This window comes from Streptomyces sp. NPDC091209 (genome assembly GCF_044757755.1).
Classification (GTDB): Bacteria; Actinomycetota; Actinomycetes; order Streptomycetales; family Streptomycetaceae; genus Streptomyces.
On record NZ_JBIVVR010000019.1, the window covers coordinates 1 to 17750 of the forward strand.

The 17750-nt window shown below is 70.4% G+C and carries 19 protein-coding genes; 6 read left to right on the forward strand and 13 right to left on the reverse strand.

What is annotated here, in order from left to right; translation table 11 throughout:
* From ACIQRL_RS36935 to ACIQRL_RS36955, 5 genes are all read right to left on the reverse strand, one after another.
* The coding region (locus ACIQRL_RS36935; RefSeq protein ID WP_401340211.1) for a hypothetical protein at positions 1-100 on the reverse strand (100 nt) is incomplete at its 3' end.
* A gap of 271 nt (positions 101-371) precedes the next feature.
* Complete coding sequence (locus tag ACIQRL_RS36940) at positions 372-1592, reverse strand: alginate lyase family protein (protein WP_401339952.1); 1221 nt, start codon at positions 1590-1592, stop codon at positions 372-374.
* A 226-nt stretch (positions 1593-1818) separates the two neighbouring features.
* A complete protein-coding gene (locus ACIQRL_RS36945) occupies positions 1819-2577 on the reverse strand; it encodes a DUF3710 domain-containing protein (RefSeq protein WP_401339954.1) in 759 nt (252 codons plus the stop codon).
* A 1-nt stretch (position 2578) separates the two neighbouring features.
* Positions 2579-3118, reverse strand: a complete 540-nt coding sequence (gene dut, locus ACIQRL_RS36950) for a dUTP diphosphatase (RefSeq protein ID WP_401339956.1) — start codon at positions 3116-3118, stop codon at positions 2579-2581.
* A complete protein-coding gene (locus tag ACIQRL_RS36955) occupies positions 3115-3699 on the reverse strand; it encodes a PaaI family thioesterase (RefSeq protein WP_401339959.1) in 585 nt (194 codons plus the stop codon). The genes dut and ACIQRL_RS36955 overlap by 4 nt, the downstream gene beginning before the upstream one ends.
* A gap of 58 nt (positions 3700-3757) precedes the next feature.
* Here ACIQRL_RS36955 and ACIQRL_RS36960 point away from each other — a divergent pair, with 58 nt between their 5' ends.
* Positions 3758-4234 (forward strand): DUF3093 domain-containing protein, encoded by a 477-nt coding sequence (locus ACIQRL_RS36960; protein ID WP_401339962.1) that lies wholly within the window; start codon positions 3758-3760, stop codon positions 4232-4234.
* Between the two features lie 225 nt (positions 4235-4459).
* On the opposite strand, the gene ACIQRL_RS36965 is transcribed toward ACIQRL_RS36960, so the two are convergent.
* The 4 genes from ACIQRL_RS36965 to ACIQRL_RS36980 form a co-directional block, all read right to left on the reverse strand.
* On the reverse strand, positions 4460-5371 hold the full coding sequence (locus ACIQRL_RS36965) for a hypothetical protein (RefSeq protein WP_401339965.1): 912 nt from the start codon (positions 5369-5371) through the stop codon (positions 4460-4462).
* 13 nt (positions 5372-5384) lie between these two features.
* Positions 5385-5681: a DUF4193 domain-containing protein gene (locus ACIQRL_RS36970; protein ID WP_003997302.1), complete on the reverse strand. Its 297-nt coding sequence runs from the start codon at positions 5679-5681 to the stop codon at positions 5385-5387.
* Positions 5682-6075: 394 nt separating this feature from the next.
* The gene (locus ACIQRL_RS36975) at positions 6076-7308 is read right to left on the reverse strand and encodes a sensor histidine kinase (RefSeq protein ID WP_401339968.1); all 1233 of its coding nucleotides are present in this window, start codon (positions 7306-7308) and stop codon (positions 6076-6078) included.
* A 6-nt stretch (positions 7309-7314) separates the two neighbouring features.
* Positions 7315-7968 carry a response regulator transcription factor gene (locus ACIQRL_RS36980; RefSeq protein WP_103549594.1) on the reverse strand — a complete coding sequence of 218 codons (654 nt, stop codon included), beginning with the start codon at positions 7966-7968 and terminating at the stop codon, positions 7315-7317.
* A 416-nt stretch (positions 7969-8384) separates the two neighbouring features.
* Between ACIQRL_RS36980 and ACIQRL_RS36985 the strand changes: the two genes are divergently transcribed.
* Complete coding sequence (locus tag ACIQRL_RS36985; protein WP_167459062.1) at positions 8385-8558, forward strand: hypothetical protein; 174 nt, start codon at positions 8385-8387, stop codon at positions 8556-8558.
* Positions 8559-8630: 72 nt separating this feature from the next.
* Here the strand turns inward: ACIQRL_RS36985 and ACIQRL_RS36990 are convergent, their stop codons facing one another.
* Positions 8631-9446 carry an inositol monophosphatase family protein gene (locus tag ACIQRL_RS36990; RefSeq protein ID WP_401339973.1) on the reverse strand — a complete coding sequence of 272 codons (816 nt, stop codon included), beginning with the start codon at positions 9444-9446 and terminating at the stop codon, positions 8631-8633.
* Between the two features lie 8 nt (positions 9447-9454).
* Positions 9455-10582, reverse strand: coding sequence for a ferrochelatase (locus ACIQRL_RS36995; protein ID WP_401339976.1), 1128 nt, complete (start codon positions 10580-10582; stop codon positions 9455-9457).
* 304 nt (positions 10583-10886) lie between these two features.
* Between ACIQRL_RS36995 and ACIQRL_RS37000 the strand changes: the two genes are divergently transcribed.
* Together ACIQRL_RS37000 and ACIQRL_RS37005 are read left to right on the forward strand one after the other, a co-directional pair.
* The gene (locus tag ACIQRL_RS37000; RefSeq protein WP_401339979.1) at positions 10887-12125 is read left to right on the forward strand and encodes an MFS transporter; all 1239 of its coding nucleotides are present in this window, start codon (positions 10887-10889) and stop codon (positions 12123-12125) included.
* Entirely contained in the window at positions 12085-13404 is a 1320-nt protein-coding gene (locus ACIQRL_RS37005; RefSeq protein ID WP_401339982.1) for a D-arabinono-1,4-lactone oxidase, read from the forward strand. The genes ACIQRL_RS37000 and ACIQRL_RS37005 overlap by 41 nt, the downstream gene beginning before the upstream one ends.
* Here ACIQRL_RS37005 and ACIQRL_RS37010 read toward each other — a convergent pair.
* Positions 13328-14110, reverse strand: coding sequence for a hypothetical protein (locus ACIQRL_RS37010; RefSeq protein WP_401339984.1), 783 nt, complete (start codon positions 14108-14110; stop codon positions 13328-13330). The two genes, ACIQRL_RS37005 and ACIQRL_RS37010, sit on opposite strands and share 77 nt — an antisense overlap.
* A gap of 472 nt (positions 14111-14582) precedes the next feature.
* On the opposite strand from ACIQRL_RS37010, the gene sepH reads away from it, so the two are divergent.
* Entirely contained in the window at positions 14583-15629 is a 1047-nt protein-coding gene (sepH, locus tag ACIQRL_RS37015) for a septation protein SepH (RefSeq protein WP_401339987.1), read from the forward strand.
* A 159-nt stretch (positions 15630-15788) separates the two neighbouring features.
* On the opposite strand, the gene ACIQRL_RS37020 is transcribed toward sepH, so the two are convergent.
* Positions 15789-16616 carry a sulfurtransferase gene (locus ACIQRL_RS37020; protein WP_401339990.1) on the reverse strand — a complete coding sequence of 276 codons (828 nt, stop codon included), beginning with the start codon at positions 16614-16616 and terminating at the stop codon, positions 15789-15791.
* Positions 16617-16939: 323 nt separating this feature from the next.
* Here ACIQRL_RS37020 and ACIQRL_RS37025 point away from each other — a divergent pair, with 323 nt between their 5' ends.
* Positions 16940-17743, forward strand: coding sequence for a VOC family protein (locus tag ACIQRL_RS37025; protein WP_401339993.1), 804 nt, complete (start codon positions 16940-16942; stop codon positions 17741-17743).
* Positions 17744-17750: the final 7 nt, after the last annotated feature.

The following is a 17750-nucleotide window of genomic DNA, read 5'->3' on the forward strand; positions in this document are numbered from 1 at the left end:
TCCCCCGCTCGACGCGGCGATGCGCCTCGGAGAGCATCGCGTACGTCTTGCCGACACCCGGTGCCGCACCGAGATAGATCCGAAGCTTGCCGCGTCCCATGAGCTCTATTGTCTTCCTGTCACCGCTGTGTACGCAGCGTCGACCTTACGGCCAAGATTCCCGACGAAAGGGACGATCGTCCGGCCGGGGAACGTCTTTGACGCAACCCTGATGCCCCGAACAACCCCTTACGGCCCGCTCGGGACCGCACACCCCGGTACGCCAGGTCGGCCGGGTCGAACAGGGTCCCGCCATTGAGGGACCGGGCGTCGGTGTCGCGACCGGACGCCCGGTCCCTCAATGGTTCATCGGACGGGACCCCCGCTTCGGTTCACGCGGGATTGTCGCCGTGCGTCAGCGTCTCCCACGCCACGAAGAGGTTGTCGCTGCCCGCCGGGCGGTTCTGCTGGGTGAGCGTCTGGGTGTTGGTCATCGCGATGCCCAGACGGTTGTGCAGGGCGTTGTAGCCGACCTCGGTGACCGGGCCGAGCCCGAGGTTCAGCGAGCCGCCGCACAGCCAGCTGGGCACCGCCGTACCCAGCTGGTACTTCGACTGGAACCCGAGCGCCTGGCGCAGCCGCTCGCCGACGTCGGTGCCGTACAGGTCCTGTCCCTGGATACGGCTGGTCTCGGCGATGTGCGAGATGGCGGAGATGCCGTACCCGGTGTGGGTGAAGTCGCGGCAGGTCTCCTGGGTGAGACCGGTGACGAAGGTGGACTGCCCCTGCCAGTAGCTGACGATCTTCGCGGTGGTGTCGAGATTCTGGCTCGGCACCGTCTTCGGCACGGCGCCGTCGGCGGAGAGATAGACGTACGCCGCCGTACGCGTCCGGAACTTCGCCATGGCCTTGTCGTACGACGTCTTGTCCTCCAGGAAGACGGAGATGCCGACCGCGGCCTCCATCATCGACAGCTCCCAGTTGCCGTTGGAGTTGGAGCCGTTGATGATCTCGGGCAGGTAGACGTCGCGCAGCATGGTCGCGAAGCGGCCGGAGTTCGCCCAGGAGCCGGTGTACGTGTATTTGATGATCTCGGCGGCCTTGGGCCAGGAGGAGCCGGCCCAGCCGGTCTGCAGGGGCGCGTTGCTGTTGGTGTGCGCCTTGATCACCGCGGACCAGGCGTCCATCAGCTCGATGGCCTTCTTGGCGTAGCGGTCGTCGCGGGTGACGTACCAGGCGAGGGCGTCGGTGTACGCGGCTATCGCGTCCTCGCGCTCGTCGGTGCAGCCGTAGTTCGGGTTGGAGTACGAGCCGCACTCGACCGTCGCGCGGGGCGTGGGGGTGCGCGTGAGCGAGGCGTACTTGCTCGCCATCATCTGGTCGTAGGCGCCCTTCCACGGCTGCGCGCCTGCCAGGACCTCGGTGCGGGCGAAGTCGAGCTGCCCTCTGGAGACGGTGACTCCGGGGTGGACGAAGGTGGCGGGCGCCGCGTCGGCGCGCTGCGCGCCGGGCCAGGACAGCAGGGTGCCCACGAGTGCGGCGGCCGCGGCGGCGACGGTGACGAGGAGAGCGGGGCGCCGTCCGCGGCGATGCCGAGTGGGGGTGTCGGACATGCAGAGCCATCCGTTCTTGTATGTGAATCACGCATGCTGAACAGCCGTGCTGGCCGGTGACCATAGGTACGGACCAGGCTTCCGTCAAGGCTTGAAGAAAGATCTGCTGCTCAACCACTGTTCACATACAAGAACCCGACGATATGCGCTGCGCGCGGGAACCCGCACAACAGGAAAGGGCCGCATCCCGTGGGGATGCGGCCCGCCTGTCTGTCTGTTCGCCTGTCTAGCGGACCTCGGTGATCTCCGGTCCGCGCTGGAGCTGCCCCATGCCGCCGGAGAAGCGGGAGCCGCTCTGGTCCTCCTGCTGAACGCCCTCGGGGACCATCTGCGCGTCGTTCGGCAGCTTCAGGACGATCGGGTCGCGCGGGGCCATCGGGCCCTCACCGCGGACGACGACCGTGTCCCGGAAGATCTGCTCCAGCAGGCCCGCGGCCTGCGGCTGAACCGCGCCCTGCCCGGAGATCACTCCGCGCAGGAACCAGCGGGGACCGTCCACGCCGACGAATCGCACGACCTGGAAACCGCCCGTGCCGTCCGGCAGCTGGACCGGTACCTGCGCCCGCAGCTCCCAGCCCAGCGGGCCCTCGACCTCGTCGATGACACCGCCCTGCTGGGTGATCCCGGAGGCGATCTCCTCGCGTACCTCGCCCCAGATGCCCTCACGCTTGGGAGCGGCGAAGGCCTGAAGCTGCACGGCGCTGTCGTTGACGACGACGGTCGCCGCGACGATCGCGTCGCCCGCGACCTCGACCCGCAGCTCCATGCCGTCGACTCCGGGCACGAAAAGACCGCCCAGGTCCACCCGGCCCTCGGCCGGGTCACGGACCTCTTCATTGTCCCAGGGCCCGTCGGGGCGCGGCTCGGGCTCGAGCCTCACGCGCTCGCGCTCCTCGTCCGCCTCAGTGTCGATGCCGTCGACGACCTGCTCGGCCTCGCCCGCCGCGTCCTCGGCGGCACTGCCCTTCTTGCGACGTCCGAACACGTCACTGTCCTTCCCGGTCGGATACGACCGAAGCGTATCGATTCCCACCCGTTGTGCTGTCCACGGCGGCATGACCGCCGGTGGACCCGAAGCCCCCTGCGGCCCGCGCCGAGTCGGGGAGTTCCGCGACCTCCTGGAAGCGGACCTTCTCGACTTGCTGGACGACCAGTTGAGCAATCCGGTCGAAGCGCTCGAACCGCACGGACTCGCGCGGATCGAGATTCACCACGATCACCTTGATCTCCCCACGGTACCCGGCATCAACCGTCCCCGGGGCATTCACGAGGGCGACGCCGCAGCGGGCGGCCAGGCCGGAGCGCGGGTGCACGAAGGCCGCGTAGCCCTCGGGGAGCGCGATGGACACTCCCGTCGGCAGCACGGCCCGTTCACCGGGCTGAAGCTCCCGGCTCTCGGTGGTACGAAGATCGGCTCCCGCGTCACCGGGGTGCGCGTACTCGGGAAGTGGGACCTCCGGATCGACGCGCCGGATCAGAACGTCGACTTCTTGGCGGGGCTCAGGGGCCCCGGGACTACGGGTCACGGGTTCACCTCGAAGGCACGGGCTCGCCGGATCTGGTCCGGGTCGTTCATCGCCGCGCGGATCTCCTCCGGGCGGCCGTTGTCGATGAAGTGGTCGACCTTCACCTCGACGAAGAGGGCGTCCGCGCGGACGGCGACGGGCCCGTCGGGGCCGCCGGTCCGCCCGGTGGCGGTGCAGTAGATCTTCCGGCCGGCCACCGCGGTGACCTCGGCCTCCAGATACAGCACGGTGTCCACGGGTACCGGGCGCCGGAAATCGGTCTCCAGGCGTCCCGTCACGGCCACCGTCCGCAGCAGCCAGTTCAGCGAGCCGAGCGTCTCGTCGAGCGCGGTGGCGAGAACGCCGCCGTGCGCGAGCCCCGGGGCGCCCTGATGCACGGGCCGCACGGTGAACTCCGCCGTGACCCGGACCCCGTCGCCCGCGCGGGCCTCCAGATGGAGTCCGTGGGGCTGCTCCCCACCACACCCGAAACACTGTTCGTAGTGTGCTCCGAGGAGCTCTCCGGGGGCGGGCGCGTCAGGGTGCCGCACCGGCGCGACGGCGTCGGCGGGAGGCGTCAGAGCTGCGGAAGTACCACTCACAGGCGCAGACCTTACCCGCGCGTCCACCAAGTGTTCGCACCGTGCCAAGCTTGGCCTCATGCAGCTCTCCGCCTCCCCGTACGAAGAACGCCTCACCGCACCCCGGTCGTGGTGGCTGATCAGCTTCCTGACCGGGATCGCGCTGGCCCTGGTCTTCCTGCCGTTCGGCACGCTGCCGATGCTCGGAGCGCTGGTCGGCGGCACCGCGTTCGCGGGGGTCGCGGCCAGTGCGTACGGCTCGATCCGCATCCGCGTGGTCGGTGACTCGCTGATCGCCGGCGACGCCAGGATCCCGGTGTCGGCCCTCGGTGACGCGGAGATCATGGACCCGGAGGAGGCGCGCGCCTGGCGCACCTACAAGGCCGACACCCGCGCCTTCATGCTCCTGCGCTCGTACATCCCCACGGCCCTGCGTGTCCAGGTCACGGACCCGGCGGACCCGACTCCGTACCTGTACCTGTCGACGCGGGAGCCGGAACGCCTGGTCGCCGCCCTGGAGACGGCACGGGCAGCGGCCCGAACCCCGGAGAGCTAGAGCTCCGGGCTCCGGGCAGCCGTTGGATCACCGTCGGCTCTTCCCTGGGTGATCCGCCCATCCGCTCGGCCGCCGGCGTGCCACGGGCGCGGGGCATGCCGCGGGCCCCGCTCGCGGGACGCCGAACCCTTCACAGGGTCCGGCGGACTCTGGGCAGAAGCCGGCGAAGGGAGCGGTCGGCACAGCGCGGACGGACGGTGGTGGGGCGCCGCCACGCCGGCGGTCTCACTGCCCCAGGTCTGTGGGGATCTCTCCGATCCGGACGGGATCCGTCGGTTTCTCCAGCGGTGGCAGCTCCGGAAGCGCGTCCCACGGCACCTGCATCCTGCGCAGGTCCTTGCGGATGTGGCCCGCCACGCGTCTGGTGTCGCGCCGGTTCATCACCGCCCCGACCGCCGCTCCGACCATGAACGGCATCAGGTTGGGCAGGTCCCGAAACGTCCGCTTCATGATCTGCTGGCGCAGCTCGCGCTTCATCTGGCCGCCCAGCGCGGCGTTGATCGTCACGGGTCTGGCCACGTCGATGCCGCGCTCGCCCGACCAGGAGTGCAGATACGCGGTGCTCCGCTGCTTGAGGCTGCCCGGCGGACGCAGGCCGTAGACCTCGTGGAGTTCGGCGATCAGCTTCAGCTCGATGGCGGCGACGGCGGTGATCTCGGCGGCCAGCTCCGTGGGCATGGCAGGCGGCACCGGCAGCATCGCGGCGGCGCCGATCCCGGCGCCGACGGTGGACGTCGCGGCGGCGGCGCCCGTGATGAGTTTGTCCGCGAGTTCCTCGGGACCGAGGCCCGGGAACTGTCTGCGGAGGGTGGCGAGGTCCCGTACGGGAATCCTCGGGGCGATGTCGATGATGCGGTCGGTGACATACGCGAGGCCCGCCCTGGCCCGGACACCGCTCTTCGTGACGCCCCTCCTGAGCACGTCCCGGACAGCCGCCGCGCGACGCCTTGCGGCGGGCGCGGGAGTGTCCGTGAGGGCCGTCAGGCCGTCTGTGGCGCCCGCTCGGTCGAGCGAGGCTGATCCCTGTTCGGAAGAGCCCCGCTCGTCGTCACGCACGCCTTCAGGGCCCGTGAAGGACCCTTCGTCCGCCGCCCCGGAGGGGAGGCGGCGCTTCCAAGGTGGGGTCGAGCCAGTCACGGCCGACCCTGCCTCAGTCGCAGTCGCGGCAGATCGGCTGACCGTTCTTCTCGCGGGCCAGCTGGCTGCGGTGGTGCACCAGGAAGCAGCTCATGCAAGTGAACTCGTCCTGCTGCTTGGGCAGCACCCGGACGGCCAGCTCTTCGTTCGAGAGGTCCGCACCGGGCAGCTCCAGGCCTTCTGCGGCCTCGAACTCATCTACGTCGACAGACGAAGTCGACTTGTCGTTCCGGCGAGCCTTCAGTTCTTCAAGGCTGTCCGAGTCGACGTCGTCGTCGGTCTTGCGCGGGGTGTCGTAATCCGTTGCCATTGTCGCTCTCCCCCTCTGGGTGTCTGCAGTGTCTCCAGCGCACGTAACGCGTGAGAGGCCGGACTTGTGCCCGACCCGAGGCGGAGATTTTGCCTCACATCAAGGTCTGTTACTCAATCGACACCCAACCGGACTCCTCAAGAGCACTCGGCTTGGATGGCGATGCGGACCGTACACGGTCCTGAGGCCGCACTCCAAAGGCGCCCCACCGTGTACTTCCCGTGATCAGGACCCCCGAAAACCCGGATTTTCCCGGCTTTCCGGCAGCCTGCATGATCACGGAGAGTAGATGGACCAAAAATCGCCCTTGTGATTGATCACACACGGGTCACTCGAGTGAGTGACCAGAAAATTCCGCGCAAAGCGAACATCGCCGCGTGTCCGCGACATGGTCTCAGATGGGAAGGGTGACGCGCATCACGAGCCCACCCCCTTCACGGGGCTGAGCGACGATATGGCCTCCGTGCGCACGGGCCACCGAGCGGGCGATCGACAGGCCGAGGCCCACGCCCTTGTCGCTGCCCGTGCGCTCCGTACGCAGCCGTCGGAAGGGCTCGAAAAGATTGTCGACCTCGTACGCGGGAACCACCGGTCCCGTGTTCGACACCTCCAGGACCGCCCGGCCCTGCTGTGTGTCGGTCGTGACCTCGACCCAGCCGTCCTTCGGCACGTTGTACCGAACGGCGTTCTGGACGAGGTTCAGCGCGATCCGCTCCAGGAGGACGCCGTTGCCCTGGACGATCACCGGAGCCCGCCGTCCGCGGATCTTCACGCCCTTGGCCTCCGCCTCGGCGTGCACCTGGTCGACGGCCTGCGAGGCGACCTCGGCGAGGTCCACGGGCTTGCGCTCGACGATCTGGTTGTCGCTCCGGGCGAGCAGCAGCAGGCCCTCGACGAGCTGCTCGCTGCGTTCGTTGGTGGCGAGCAGCGTCTTGCCCAGTTGCTGCAGCTCCGTCGACACCCCCGGACCCGAGAGGTGCACCTCCAGGAGCGTGCGGTTGATCGCGAGCGGTGTGCGCAGTTCGTGCGAGGCGTTCCCGACGAACCGCTGCTGGGCGGTGAAGGCCCGCTGCAGTCGCTCCAGCATGTCGTCGAAGGTGTCCGCGAGCTCCTTCAGCTCGTCGTCCGGGCCGTCCAGCTCGATCCGCCGCGACAGGTCGGAGCCGGCCACCGCGCGCGCGGTGCGGGTGATGTGGCCGAGCGGCGAAAGGACGCGTCCCGCCATCGCGTAGCCGAAGGCGAAGGCGATGACCGCGAGGCCGAGCAGGGCCAGCAGGGAGCGGCTGAGCAGGTCGTCCAGAGCGTGCTGGCGCTGCTGGTTCACGCAGTCGGCCATCGCGTGGTTGAGCTCGTCCGCCGAGGGAGCCGACGGGAGGTTGCAGGTGCTGCTGCCGACCTGCCCCGAAATGATCTTGAAGGGGAGCTCGCTGCCGACGTTCAGCGCCTGCGCCGCGAGCAGGTAGATGATCGACAGCAGCATGATGCCGGCGATCAGGAACATGCCGCCGTACAGCAGCGTGAGCCGTATGCGGATCGTGGGGCGCAGCCAGGGGAAGGGCGGCTCCGCCCTTCTGGGGTCCCAGGTGGGCTTCGGAGGCGCCGCGGGCGGCGCGGGGGTGGTGGTCACGGTGGATCAGATCCTGTAACCGGAGCCGGGCACGGTGACGATCACGGCAGGCTCGCCGAGCTTGCGGCGCAGCGTCATGACGGTCACGCGCACGACGTTGGTGAACGGGTCCGTGTTCTCGTCCCAGGCCTTCTCCAGGAGCTGTTCCGCGGAGACGACAGCCCCCTCGCTGCGCAGCAGCACTTCCAGGACGGCGAACTCCTTGGGAGCGAGCTGGACCTCCTTGCCGTCGCGGAAGACCTCGCGGCGGTTGGGGTCGAGTTTGATCCCGGCCCGCTCCAGGACCGGCGGCAGCGGCACGCTCGTACGACGTCCGAGGGCGCGCACGCGTGCCGTCAGCTCGCTGAACGCGAACGGCTTCGGGAGGTAGTCGTCGGCGCCGATCTCCAGGCCCTCGACACGGTCGCTGACGTCGCCGGACGCGGTCAGCATCAGCACACGCGTGGGCATGCCGAGCTCGACGATCTTGCGGCAGACGTCGTCGCCGTGAACGAGCGGGAGGTCACGGTCGAGGACCACGACGTCGTAGTCGTTGACCCCGATGCGCTCCAGTGCGGCCGCGCCGTCGTACACGACGTCGACGGCCATGGCCTCCCGGCGCAGTCCGGTGGCCACCGCATCGGCGAGCAGCTGCTCGTCCTCGACGACGAGTACGCGCACGTCGCTTGTCCTTCCTCTGTCCACCGGCGGGGCGCGCTTCAGCGCACCACGCGGGCAGGTCCGTCACGGATGAGAGCTCCATCCTGCCCGTTTCGGCCATAAACCGGCTGTAAGACGGGGGGAAGGCGCCAGGGAAGCCCGTCCAGGGGACCGGGAATGCGAGATTTTCTCGTCGGGTTGAGGTTTCCACGGAAGAGAGCGGGGGGAGGACGGCTTTACACCCCGCGATCACGCTCTGCATGTGGCAAGCCACATTGTGGTACGTCCAACCGCTTCCGCAGAGCGGGCGTGGGTGTCCGGCACCGTCGCCGCCCAGACCGGGCAGCGCTGGGCACCCCATCGGAGACGTGATCGCCCCTTCCCATCGGCACACCCCCGTGCCATCCGACTCACGACCCAGGACGAGGGGGCGCAGCATGGACGCATTCACCGCAGGACTTCTGCAGCGCATAAGGGCGACCGAATCCGACCTGACGCGGGCTCGCGAAACAGGCGACGACTTCCTCGCGGAGGTCGAGCAGGCCGAGCTGGACGACCTGCACCGCCTTGCCGCGGAGCACGGCGTGGAGGTCGGCGCCACGCGCGTCTGATCAGTACGCAGGAGAGCGGGGCCCCGGTATCGATCCAGTACCGGGGCCCCGCTCCGTTTTCCCGCCGTGCCGTCAGTCGTGCCAGGCGCCGAAGTCCTCCAGGAGGCGCTGGAGGGGCCCGAAGACGCCCGGGGAGGCCGCCACCGTGAGATCGCCCGCGGGGCGCTCTCCGGGGCGTCCACCGGTCACCGCGCCCGCTTCCCGGGCGATCAGGTCCCCCGCCGCGAGGTCCCACGGGTGCAGACCGCGTTCGTAGTAGCCGTCGAGGCGGCCGGCCGCGACGTCGCACAGGTCGACCGCCGCCGAGCCGGAGCGCCGGATGTCGCGCACCAGCGGGATCAGCCGCTGGGCCACGTCGGCCTGATGGGCCTTGACCTCGGCCACGTAGTTGAAGCCGGTCGAGACGAGTGCCTGGTCGAGCGGCGGCGACGGACGGCAGGCCAGCCGGCGTTCGCCGACCCAGGCGCCGGACGCCCGGGCGCCCCGGCCGCGAACCGCGTGGTAGGTCTCGCCGCGCATCGGTGCCGCCACGACGCCGACGACCGTCTCGCCGTCCTGTTCGGCCGCGATGGACACCGCCCAGGTCGGCAGCCCGTACAGGTAGTTGACCGTGCCGTCGAGCGGGTCGACGATCCAGCGGACGCCGCTGGTGCCCTCGCTGGCGGAGCCCTCCTCGCCGAGGAAGCCGTCACGGGGGCGGTGCTCGGCGATCAGCGTGGTGATCAGCTTCTCGGCGGCGATGTCCATCTCGGTGACCACGTCGATCGGGCTGGACTTGGTGGCGGCGACGGCGAGGTCGGCCGGGCGGCCGTCGCGCAGCAGCGCGCCCGCGCGGCGGGCTGCCTCGTGCGCGAGCTGGAGGAGTTCGGTGTGCAGAGGCTCGGTCACGGGGCTCCTCATGCGTAGGGGCTGTCGGCGCCCGCGGCGGCGGGCTTGGGCGTGCGGGCCGGACAGCAGCCCACCGGACACAGGTCGTGGCCGGCGCCCAGCGCGCCCAGGGCACACCGTGTCACCCGCCGCCCGCTCTCGGCCGCGGCGCGCTCCAGCACCAGGTCGCGGACCGCGGCGGCGAACCGGGGATCGGAGCCCACCGTGGCCGAACGGCGCACCGGCAGCCCCAGTTCCGCCGCCTTGGCCCGCGCCTCGGTGTCCAGGTCGTACAGGACCTCCATGTGGTCCGAGACGAATCCGATCGGCACCATCACGGCCGCGGCGGCCCCGGCCCCGTGCAACTCCTCCAGGTGGTCGCAGATGTCCGGCTCCAGCCACGGAATGTGCGGGGCCCCGGAACGCGACTGGTAGACGAGCTCCCACGGGTGGTCGATCCCGGTCTCCTCCTGCACGGCCCGCGCGATCAGCCGGGCCACGTCCAGATGCTGCCTGACGTACGCGCCGCCGTCTCCGTGCCCCTCGGCCGGGCCGGAGGTGTCCGCCGCGGCGACCGGGATCGAGTGCGTGGTGAACACCAGGTGCGCGCCCGCCCGGACCTCCTCGGGCAGCTCGGCCAGCGACCTGAGGACACCCTCGGTCATCGGCTCCACGAACCCGGGATGGTTGAAGTAGTGCCTCAGCTTGTCGATCCTCGGAGGCTCCAGACCCTCGCCCTCCAGGACGGCCAGCGCTCCGGCGAGGTCCTCGCGGTACTGCCGGCAGCCCGAGTACGAGGCGTAGGCGCTGGTGGCCAGCACCAGGATCCGGCGTCGCCCGTCGGCGGCCATCTCCCGCAGCGTGTCGGTGAGGTACGGCGCCCAGTTGCGGTTGCCCCAGTAGACCGGCAGGTCCAGCGCGTGCTCCACGAAGTCCTTGCGCAGCGCGTCGAGCAGGGCGCGGTTCTGGTCGTTGATGGGGCTGATCCCGTCGAACAGGAAGTAGTGCTGCCCGACCTCCTTGAGCCGTTCCTTGGGGATACCCCTGCCCCGCGTCACGTTCTCCAGGAACGGAACCACTTCGTCCGGGCCCTCCGGACCGCCGAACGAGAGCAGGAGCAGGGCGTCGTAGGGGGTGGCATCGAGCACTTCTGGCATGGGTCCGATCCTGCCACTCGCCACTGGGGGGCAAAAACCGGCGGGGGGCCGGAGGAGGCGGTGCCGGCGGTGACGCCGGATGGGCGAGCGCCCTGTGCACGCGCGCGCGAGACGGGTGCGAGGACGCTCTCGGGCCGTCGCCGAGGCGCGCGGAGGGCGCCCGCGGGCCGTTCGGAACGGGGGCCCGGAAGGGGTGCGTTAGGTTCACCTAACACGTAAGCTGTGTCGGCCAGCTTCACGCCTTACCGAAGTTCGGGCCGCCCGCGGTGACGGGAGGGGCCGAGCCGAGCCGACGGAGTCCCCCGTGCCCAGCCCGTACCGCGCCCTGTTCGCCGCCCCCGGCTCCAAGGGCTTCTCCACGGCGGGCCTGCTCGGCAGGATGCCGCTGTCCATGATGGGCATCGGCATCGTCACGATGATCTCCCAGCTGACCGGGCGGTACGGTCTCGCCGGTGCCCTCTCGGCGACCATCGCGCTGGCGGCCGCGGCGATGGGCCCGCAGGTCTCGCGGATGGTGGACCGGCACGGTCAGCGGCGGGTCCTGCGCCCGGTGACGCTCTTCGCGCTCACGGCGGCCGCGGGACTGCTGCTCGCGGCGCACTTCGAGTGGCCGGACTGGGTGCTGTTCGTGTGCGCGGCCGGCATCGGCTGCGTCCCGAGCATCGGCGCGATGATCCGGGCCCGCTGGGCGGCCCTCTACGGAGGCACCCCGCAACTGCACACCGCGTACTCCCTGGAGTCCGTGGTGGACGAGATCTGCTTCATCTTCGGGCCGATCATCTCCATCGGCCTGTCCACGGTGTGGTTTCCTGAGGCCGGCCCGCTGCTCGCCGCCTGCTTCCTGGCGGCCGGGGTCTTCTGGCTGACCTCCCAGCGCGCCACGGAGCCCCGGCCGCATCCGCGCGGACAGCACGGCGAGGGCTCGGCGCTCCGCTCGGCCGGACTCCAGGTTCTGGTGGCCACGTTCGTGGCGACCGGGACGATCTTCGGAGCCGTCGACGTGGTCACCGTGGCCTTCGCCGAAGAGCAGGGGCACAAGGGCGCCGCGAGCGTCGTCCTGGCCCTCTACGCCGCGGGCTCCTGCCTCGCGGGGGCCGTCTTCGGACTGCTGCACTTCAAGGGGGCCGCCGAAGGCAGGTGGCTGCTGGGCATATGCGCGATGGCCGTGAGTATGATCCCCCTCCTACTGGTCGGAAACTTGCTGTTCCTGGCCGTGGCGCTGTTCGTTGCGGGCCTCTCCATCGCTCCCACGATGATCACGACGATGTCCCTCATCGAACAGCACGTACCTCGCGCGAAACTGACCGAAGGCATGACCTGGGTGAGCACAGGGCTCGCGGTCGGGGTCGCGCTCGGTTCCTCCGTGGCCGGCTGGGTGATCGACTCCGCCGGAGCGAAGGCCGGGTACGGGGTTCCGGCGGTGTCCGGGGCCGTCGCGGTCGCGGTCGGTTTCCTCGGGTATCGCCGGCTCAGCAGGCCGGTTCCGCAGCGGGGAGGGTCTCATGAGCAACACAGTGAGCGGGAAGAGCGGCACGTGGCGTAACTGGGCGGGGAACGTCACCGCCCGTCCCGTACGGGAGGTCACCCCTGCCTCGGTCGACGAACTCTCCGCCGCCGTGCGGAAGGCGGCCGAGGACGGCCTGACGGTGAAGGCCGTCGGCACCGGGCACTCCTTCACGTCCGCCGCGGCGACCGACGGCGTGTTGATCCGTCCTCAACTGTTGACCGGAATCCGCAAGATCGATCGTGCGGCCATGACGGTCACGGTCGAGGCGGGCACCCCGCTCAAGAGGCTCAACATGGCCCTCGCACGCGAGGGTCTGTCGCTCACGAACATGGGCGACATCATGGAACAGACCGTCTCGGGGGCGACCAGCACCGGCACGCACGGCACTGGGCGGGACTCGGCCTCGATCGCCGCTCAGATCACGGGTCTTGAACTGGTGACGGCGGACGGCTCGGTGCTGTCCTGCTCCGAGAACGAGAACCCCGAGATCTTCGCGTCGGCCCGCGTGGGGATCGGCGCCCTGGGAATCGTCACCGCGATCACCTTCGCCGTGGAGCCCGTCTTCCTGCTCACGGCCCGCGAGGAACCGATGACCTTCGACAAGGTCACCGCCGACTTCGAGGAACTCTTCACCGAGAACGAGCACTTCGAGTTCTACTGGTTCCCGCACACCGGCAACTGCAACACCAAGCGCAACAACCGCAGCGCGGGCCCCGAGAAGCCGGTGGGGCCGATCCGCGGCTGGATCGAGGACGAGTTCCTCTCCAACGGCGCCTTCCAGGTGGCGAATCTGCTCGGCCGAGCCGTTCCCGCGGCCATCCCGACGATCGCCGGACTCTCCAGCCGAGCGCTGTCCGCGCGGACCTACACCGACATTCCGTACAAGGTCTTCACCTCTCCGCGCCGCGTGCGGTTCGTGGAGATGGAGTACGCGGTGCCGCGCGAGGCCCTCGTCGAGACGCTGCGCGAGCTGAAGTCGATGGTCGACAGCTCGACCCTGCGGGTCAGCTTCCCGGTGGAGGTGCGGACCGCGCCCGCCGACGACATCACCCTCTCGACGGCCTCCGGGCGGGAGAGCGCGTACGTCGCCGTCCACATGTTCAGAGGTACCCCCTATCAGGCGTACTTCACCGCGGCCGAGCGGATCTTCACCGCGCACGAGGGACGGCCCCACTGGGGCAAGGTGCACACACGCGACGCCGAGTACTTCTCCAAGGTCTATCCGCGCTTCGGCGAGTTCACCGCGCTGCGGGACCGGCTCGATCCGGACCGGCGCTTTGCGAACGACTACTTGCGGAGGGTTCTGGGGTCGTAGCGGTCGCACTCGGTGCGGGAGCCGGGGTGCCGTCCACGGCCTCCGGTGCCGAGGGTGTGCCGTCGCCCGGCGTCGGCACGGCGGTCGTACCGCCATCGCCGCCCATGTCTCCTGAGCCGCCGCTGTCTGCGGACGGCGCCGGCGCCTCCGGAGAAGCCGGGGCCGAGGACGGCGAGGACCCGGTCGTCGGAGCCGTGCCGCGCTCGGGGCTCACCGAGCCGGCACTGTGCCCCTTGAAGGCGTCGCCGACCGTCGTACTGGTGCCGTCGCCGCTGAAGCTCTGCCCCGAGACCATTTCGTACGTGGTGATTCCGGCCATCGTGACGCCGAAGACCAGAGCGGTCGCGACCAGCGGTCTCTTCCAGCTCCTGACCCGCGCGCGGTAGACGGTCCCCTCGGTGAACTCACCGGAGGGACCGGGCAGCGGCTGGGGCTTCGGCTTGGTCTGCACCTTCACCTCACGGATCTGCTCTCCGGTGCGCTTGAAGAAGTGCTGGAAGACCGTTCCTCCGCAGGTGGCGACGGCGCTGACCAATCCGGCGCCCAGGATCGTCCCGTAGACGCCGAAGTACGACGCAAGCTTCGCGGCGACCACCGCGGCGACCGCGCTCCCCGCCACCTGGGGGACGCTCAGGTCCAGTCGCCTCTTCCTCGGTTCCACGTCGGTACCCGGCTGCTCGCCGCCGACATCCGGCTTCTCACGCATTCCCGGAACTTGCCTGCCTTTCCCGTACTTGATCGACCGACCGCACGAGAAGGGGACGTACGGGCGAAACGATAAGTTCCGTTTCTACCGATTACGTGAAGTGCGCCACGTTCCAGGACCGCCGAAAAGGCGCGGAGATCGGCCAACTAGCACCCCCCGCTCGAAGTTGGGCGGCGTGCCGATCCACGCATGTGGCCCGAATGGAGTACTGTTGCGAGCCCTGGGTCCGGACTCCCGCCAGGGTGTCCGGGGCCTTGCAGGACCGCCGGGAGGGGGCTCGTTGCACAGGGTGATGGAGTTCGTCACTTAGCGTTGCGAATAGGTAACCGTGCCATAACGGCGACCCCGGGCCCGCGCCCGACACGCCGGGCAACTCGGCAAGGTTGTGGCAGGCTGCACCCGGGCAGGCCACACTCGACTAGCGGAAGCAGCGACGCACGTGACGTCGGCAGGCACCACCCGGGAGGTCCCCATGCCCGAACTGCGTGTCGTGGCCGTCTCTAACGACGGCACACGGCTGGTGCTGAAGGCTGCGGACAGTACGGAGTACACGCTTCCGATTGACGAGCGTCTGCGCGCCGCCGTACGCGGCGACCGTCCCCGCCTCGGCCAGATCGAGATCGAGGTGGAGAGCCATCTCCGCCCCCGAGACATCCAGGCGCGTATACGCGCCGGCGCTTCCGCGGAGGAAGTGGCCCAGCTCGCCGGTATCCCCGTCGATCGCGTACGTCGCTTCGAGGGACCCGTGCTGGCCGAGCGTGCCTTCATGGCCGAGCGCGCCAGGAAGACTCCCGTCCGCCGCCCCGGAGAGAACGCCGGACCCCAGCTCGGCGAGGCCGTCCAGGAACGGCTGCTGATCCGGGGCGCCGAGAAGGACACCGTCCAGTGGGACTCCTGGCGCCGCGACGACGGCACCTGGGAAGTCATGCTGGTCTACCGGGTCGCGGGCGAACCGCACGCCGCGAGCTGGACGTACGACCCGCCCCGGCGGCTCGTCCAGGCCGTCGACGACGAGGCGCGCTCGCTGATCGGCGAGTCCGACGACCTCGCCGCGCCCGAGCCGAGCTTCCCGTTCGTGCCGCGGATCGCCCGGCTGCCCCGCGACCGTCCGCTGGACCGCGCCCTGGACCGGCAGATGGAGCGGCCGAGCCTGCCCCCGCCTCCCCAGGATCCGGCCGAGGAGGCCGAGGACCGGGACTCGCTGACCAGCCTCCTGGAGGCGGTGCCCAGCTTCCGCGGCGACATGGTGGTGCCCGAGCGGCCCACCGAACGGCCCGCCGCCGAGGAGCCCGTCCCCGAACCCGAGGAGGAGGAGCCCCCGGCTCCCGCCGCCTCGGCGGGTGCCGGTTCCGCGTACGCGGACGTGCTCATGCCCCGCTCGGTCGGCAGCCATCGCGACCGGCTCGTCGGCGCGACCGACCGCCAGGCCGAGGCCGACGGCGTCCGTCCGGGCCGCAGAGCGGCGGTCCCTAGCTGGGACGAGATCGTCTTCGGTACGCGCCGGAAGAAGCAGGACTGACAGGACCGGCAGAACCAGTCGGATCCACGACGGAGGGGGCCCGCACCGGATCGGTGCGGGCCCCCTCCGTCGTGCACCGAGAGGCCGGCCGAGAGCTGGGCCCGGCACGGCCCGGCGGCGGCCGGTACTGCGGGCACCGTCGCGGCGGTACCGCGGGTGTCACTGCGGGTCGGCGCCCACCGCGACCGGGCGGTTCCCGTCCTGGGACCACTCCGACCACGAACCCACGTACAGCGCCGCGGGAATGCCGGCCACGGCGAGGGCCAGCACCTCATGGGCGCCCGAGACCCCGGAGCCGCAGTACACACCGACCTCGGACGCGGGCGTCACGCCGAAGGACTTGAAGCGGTCCGCGAGTTCGGCCGCCGGCAGGAACCGTCCGTCCTCCGTGACGTTCTCGGTGGTCGGCGCGGAGACGGCGCCCGGGATGTGCCCGCCGACCGGATCGATCGGCTCGACCTCGCCCCGGTACCGCTCCCCCGCGCGGGCGTCCAGCAGCACGCCGGTGCGGGCGAGCGCGGCCGCCCCGTCCGCGTCGAGCGCCGGCCGGGCGCCGTGCGCCGGTACGAACGTTCCGGACTCCGGCGAGGGGACCTCCGAGGACACCGGTCCGCTCCAGGCGGCGAACCCGCCGTCGAGCACGCGTACCGACGGATGACCCGAATGGCCCAGCAGCCACCAGGCACGCGCGGCGGCCCAGCCCTGCCCGCCGTCGTACACAACGACGTCGCGGTTCTCGGACACGCCCGCGGCCCGCATCGCGGCGCCGAAGACCTCGGGGTCGGGAAGCGGATGCCGGCCCGCCGCACCGGCCGGACCAGCGAGTTCGGAATCCAGATCGACGAAGACGGCACCGGGAATGTGCGCGTTCTCGTACTCGGAGCGCAGGTTGGGACCGCCCAACCGCCAGCGGACGTCCAGGAGGACCGGCGGGTTCGGCCCCGCCAGGTCACTCGCGAGTTCGGGTGACGTGATGATGGCGTTCATGGCCACCATCCTTGCGCACGGGGTGGCCGCTTCGTCCATGTGCGGCTACTCTGCTCCGCCGGACAGGTCCGATCACGAGGCGTATGGGATCGGACACATGCTGTACAACCGATGGACACCACGCGGCAATCACCCTGAAACGGACGAGAAACGGCAGATCGGGCGCCCTCTGTCCGCGCGCCGCTCAACGGCGGCGCGGCCCGGACGCACGGCACGACCGGTGGTGCGAACATCGGCACGGGGCGCGCACGCACGCGACGGAGTACGCGTGTCCGCAGGCGGAAGGTGACCGGCCACCGCAAGGGGCCGAGAAGAGAGTGACGATGACCGAGGCACGGGAATCGGCCGGCCCGAACGGCACCACGCCCGCTCGGCACACGCCCGGCACACCCTGCTGGGTGAGCCTGATGGTGCATGAGACGGCCGCGACCCAGGACTTCTACGGAGCGCTGTTCGGCTGGGAGTTCCAGCCCGGCCCCCAGCAGCTCGGCCCGTACGCGCGGGCCCTTCTCGACGGCCACGAGGTGGCCGGGATCGGCCAGTTGCCGCCCGACCGGCACCTGCCGATCGCCTGGACGCCCTACTTCGCCTCGGCCGACGTGGACCAGACCGCCGAGACGGTACGGCACAGCGGCGGCACGGTGGGTGTGGGCCCGATCGACGCCGCCGAGGCCGGCCGACTGGCGATCGCCTCCGACCCGTCGGGCGCCGTCTTCGGCATCTGGCAGGTGGCGGCCCACCTCGGAACGGGGATCACCGGCGTGCCGGGCACCCCGGCCTGGAACGAGCTGGTGACGCGCGACACCGAGAGCGTCATCAAGTTCTACCAGGGGGTCTTCGGCTACGAACTGGAACAGACCGTCTCGGCCGACTTCGACTACGTGACGCTGCACATCGACGGCCGGCCGGTGGCCGGCGTCCACGGCGTCGGGAACGCCCTGCCGCGCGACCGGGGCCCGCACTGGCTGACGTACTTCGAGGCCGCCGAACTGGACGACACCGTACGCCGGGTCACGGAGCTCGGCGGGCACCTCCTCCGGGCGCCCCGCGACTCCCCGTACGGCCGCGTGGCGACGGTGGCGGATCCGGAGGGCGCGATGTTCTCCCTGATCCATGCCGTCACCTGACGCGGTG

What these genes read in the sequence shown, in the direction of transcription:
- ACIQRL_RS36940 (WP_401339952.1), bottom strand. Translation starts at nt 1,592, where the DNA reads ATGTCCGACACCCCCACTCGGCATCGCCGCGGACGGCGCCCCGCTCTC.
- ACIQRL_RS36960 (WP_401339962.1), top strand. Translation starts at nt 3,758, where the DNA reads ATGCAGCTCTCCGCCTCCCCGTACGAAGAACGCCTCACCGCACCCCGG.
- ACIQRL_RS36970 (WP_003997302.1), bottom strand. Translation starts at nt 5,681, where the DNA reads ATGGCAACGGATTACGACACCCCGCGCAAGACCGACGACGACGTCGAC.
- ACIQRL_RS36985 (WP_167459062.1), top strand. Translation starts at nt 8,385, where the DNA reads ATGGACGCATTCACCGCAGGACTTCTGCAGCGCATAAGGGCGACCGAA.
- ACIQRL_RS36995 (WP_401339976.1), bottom strand. Translation starts at nt 10,582, where the DNA reads ATGCCAGAAGTGCTCGATGCCACCCCCTACGACGCCCTGCTCCTGCTC.
- ACIQRL_RS37005 (WP_401339982.1), top strand. Translation starts at nt 12,085, where the DNA reads ATGAGCAACACAGTGAGCGGGAAGAGCGGCACGTGGCGTAACTGGGCG.
- ACIQRL_RS37010 (WP_401339984.1), bottom strand. Translation starts at nt 14,110, where the DNA reads ATGCGTGAGAAGCCGGATGTCGGCGGCGAGCAGCCGGGTACCGACGTG.
- sepH (WP_401339987.1), top strand. Translation starts at nt 14,583, where the DNA reads ATGCCCGAACTGCGTGTCGTGGCCGTCTCTAACGACGGCACACGGCTG.
- ACIQRL_RS37020 (WP_401339990.1), bottom strand. Translation starts at nt 16,616, where the DNA reads ATGAACGCCATCATCACGTCACCCGAACTCGCGAGTGACCTGGCGGGG.
- ACIQRL_RS37025 (WP_401339993.1), top strand. Translation starts at nt 16,940, where the DNA reads ATGACCGAGGCACGGGAATCGGCCGGCCCGAACGGCACCACGCCCGCT.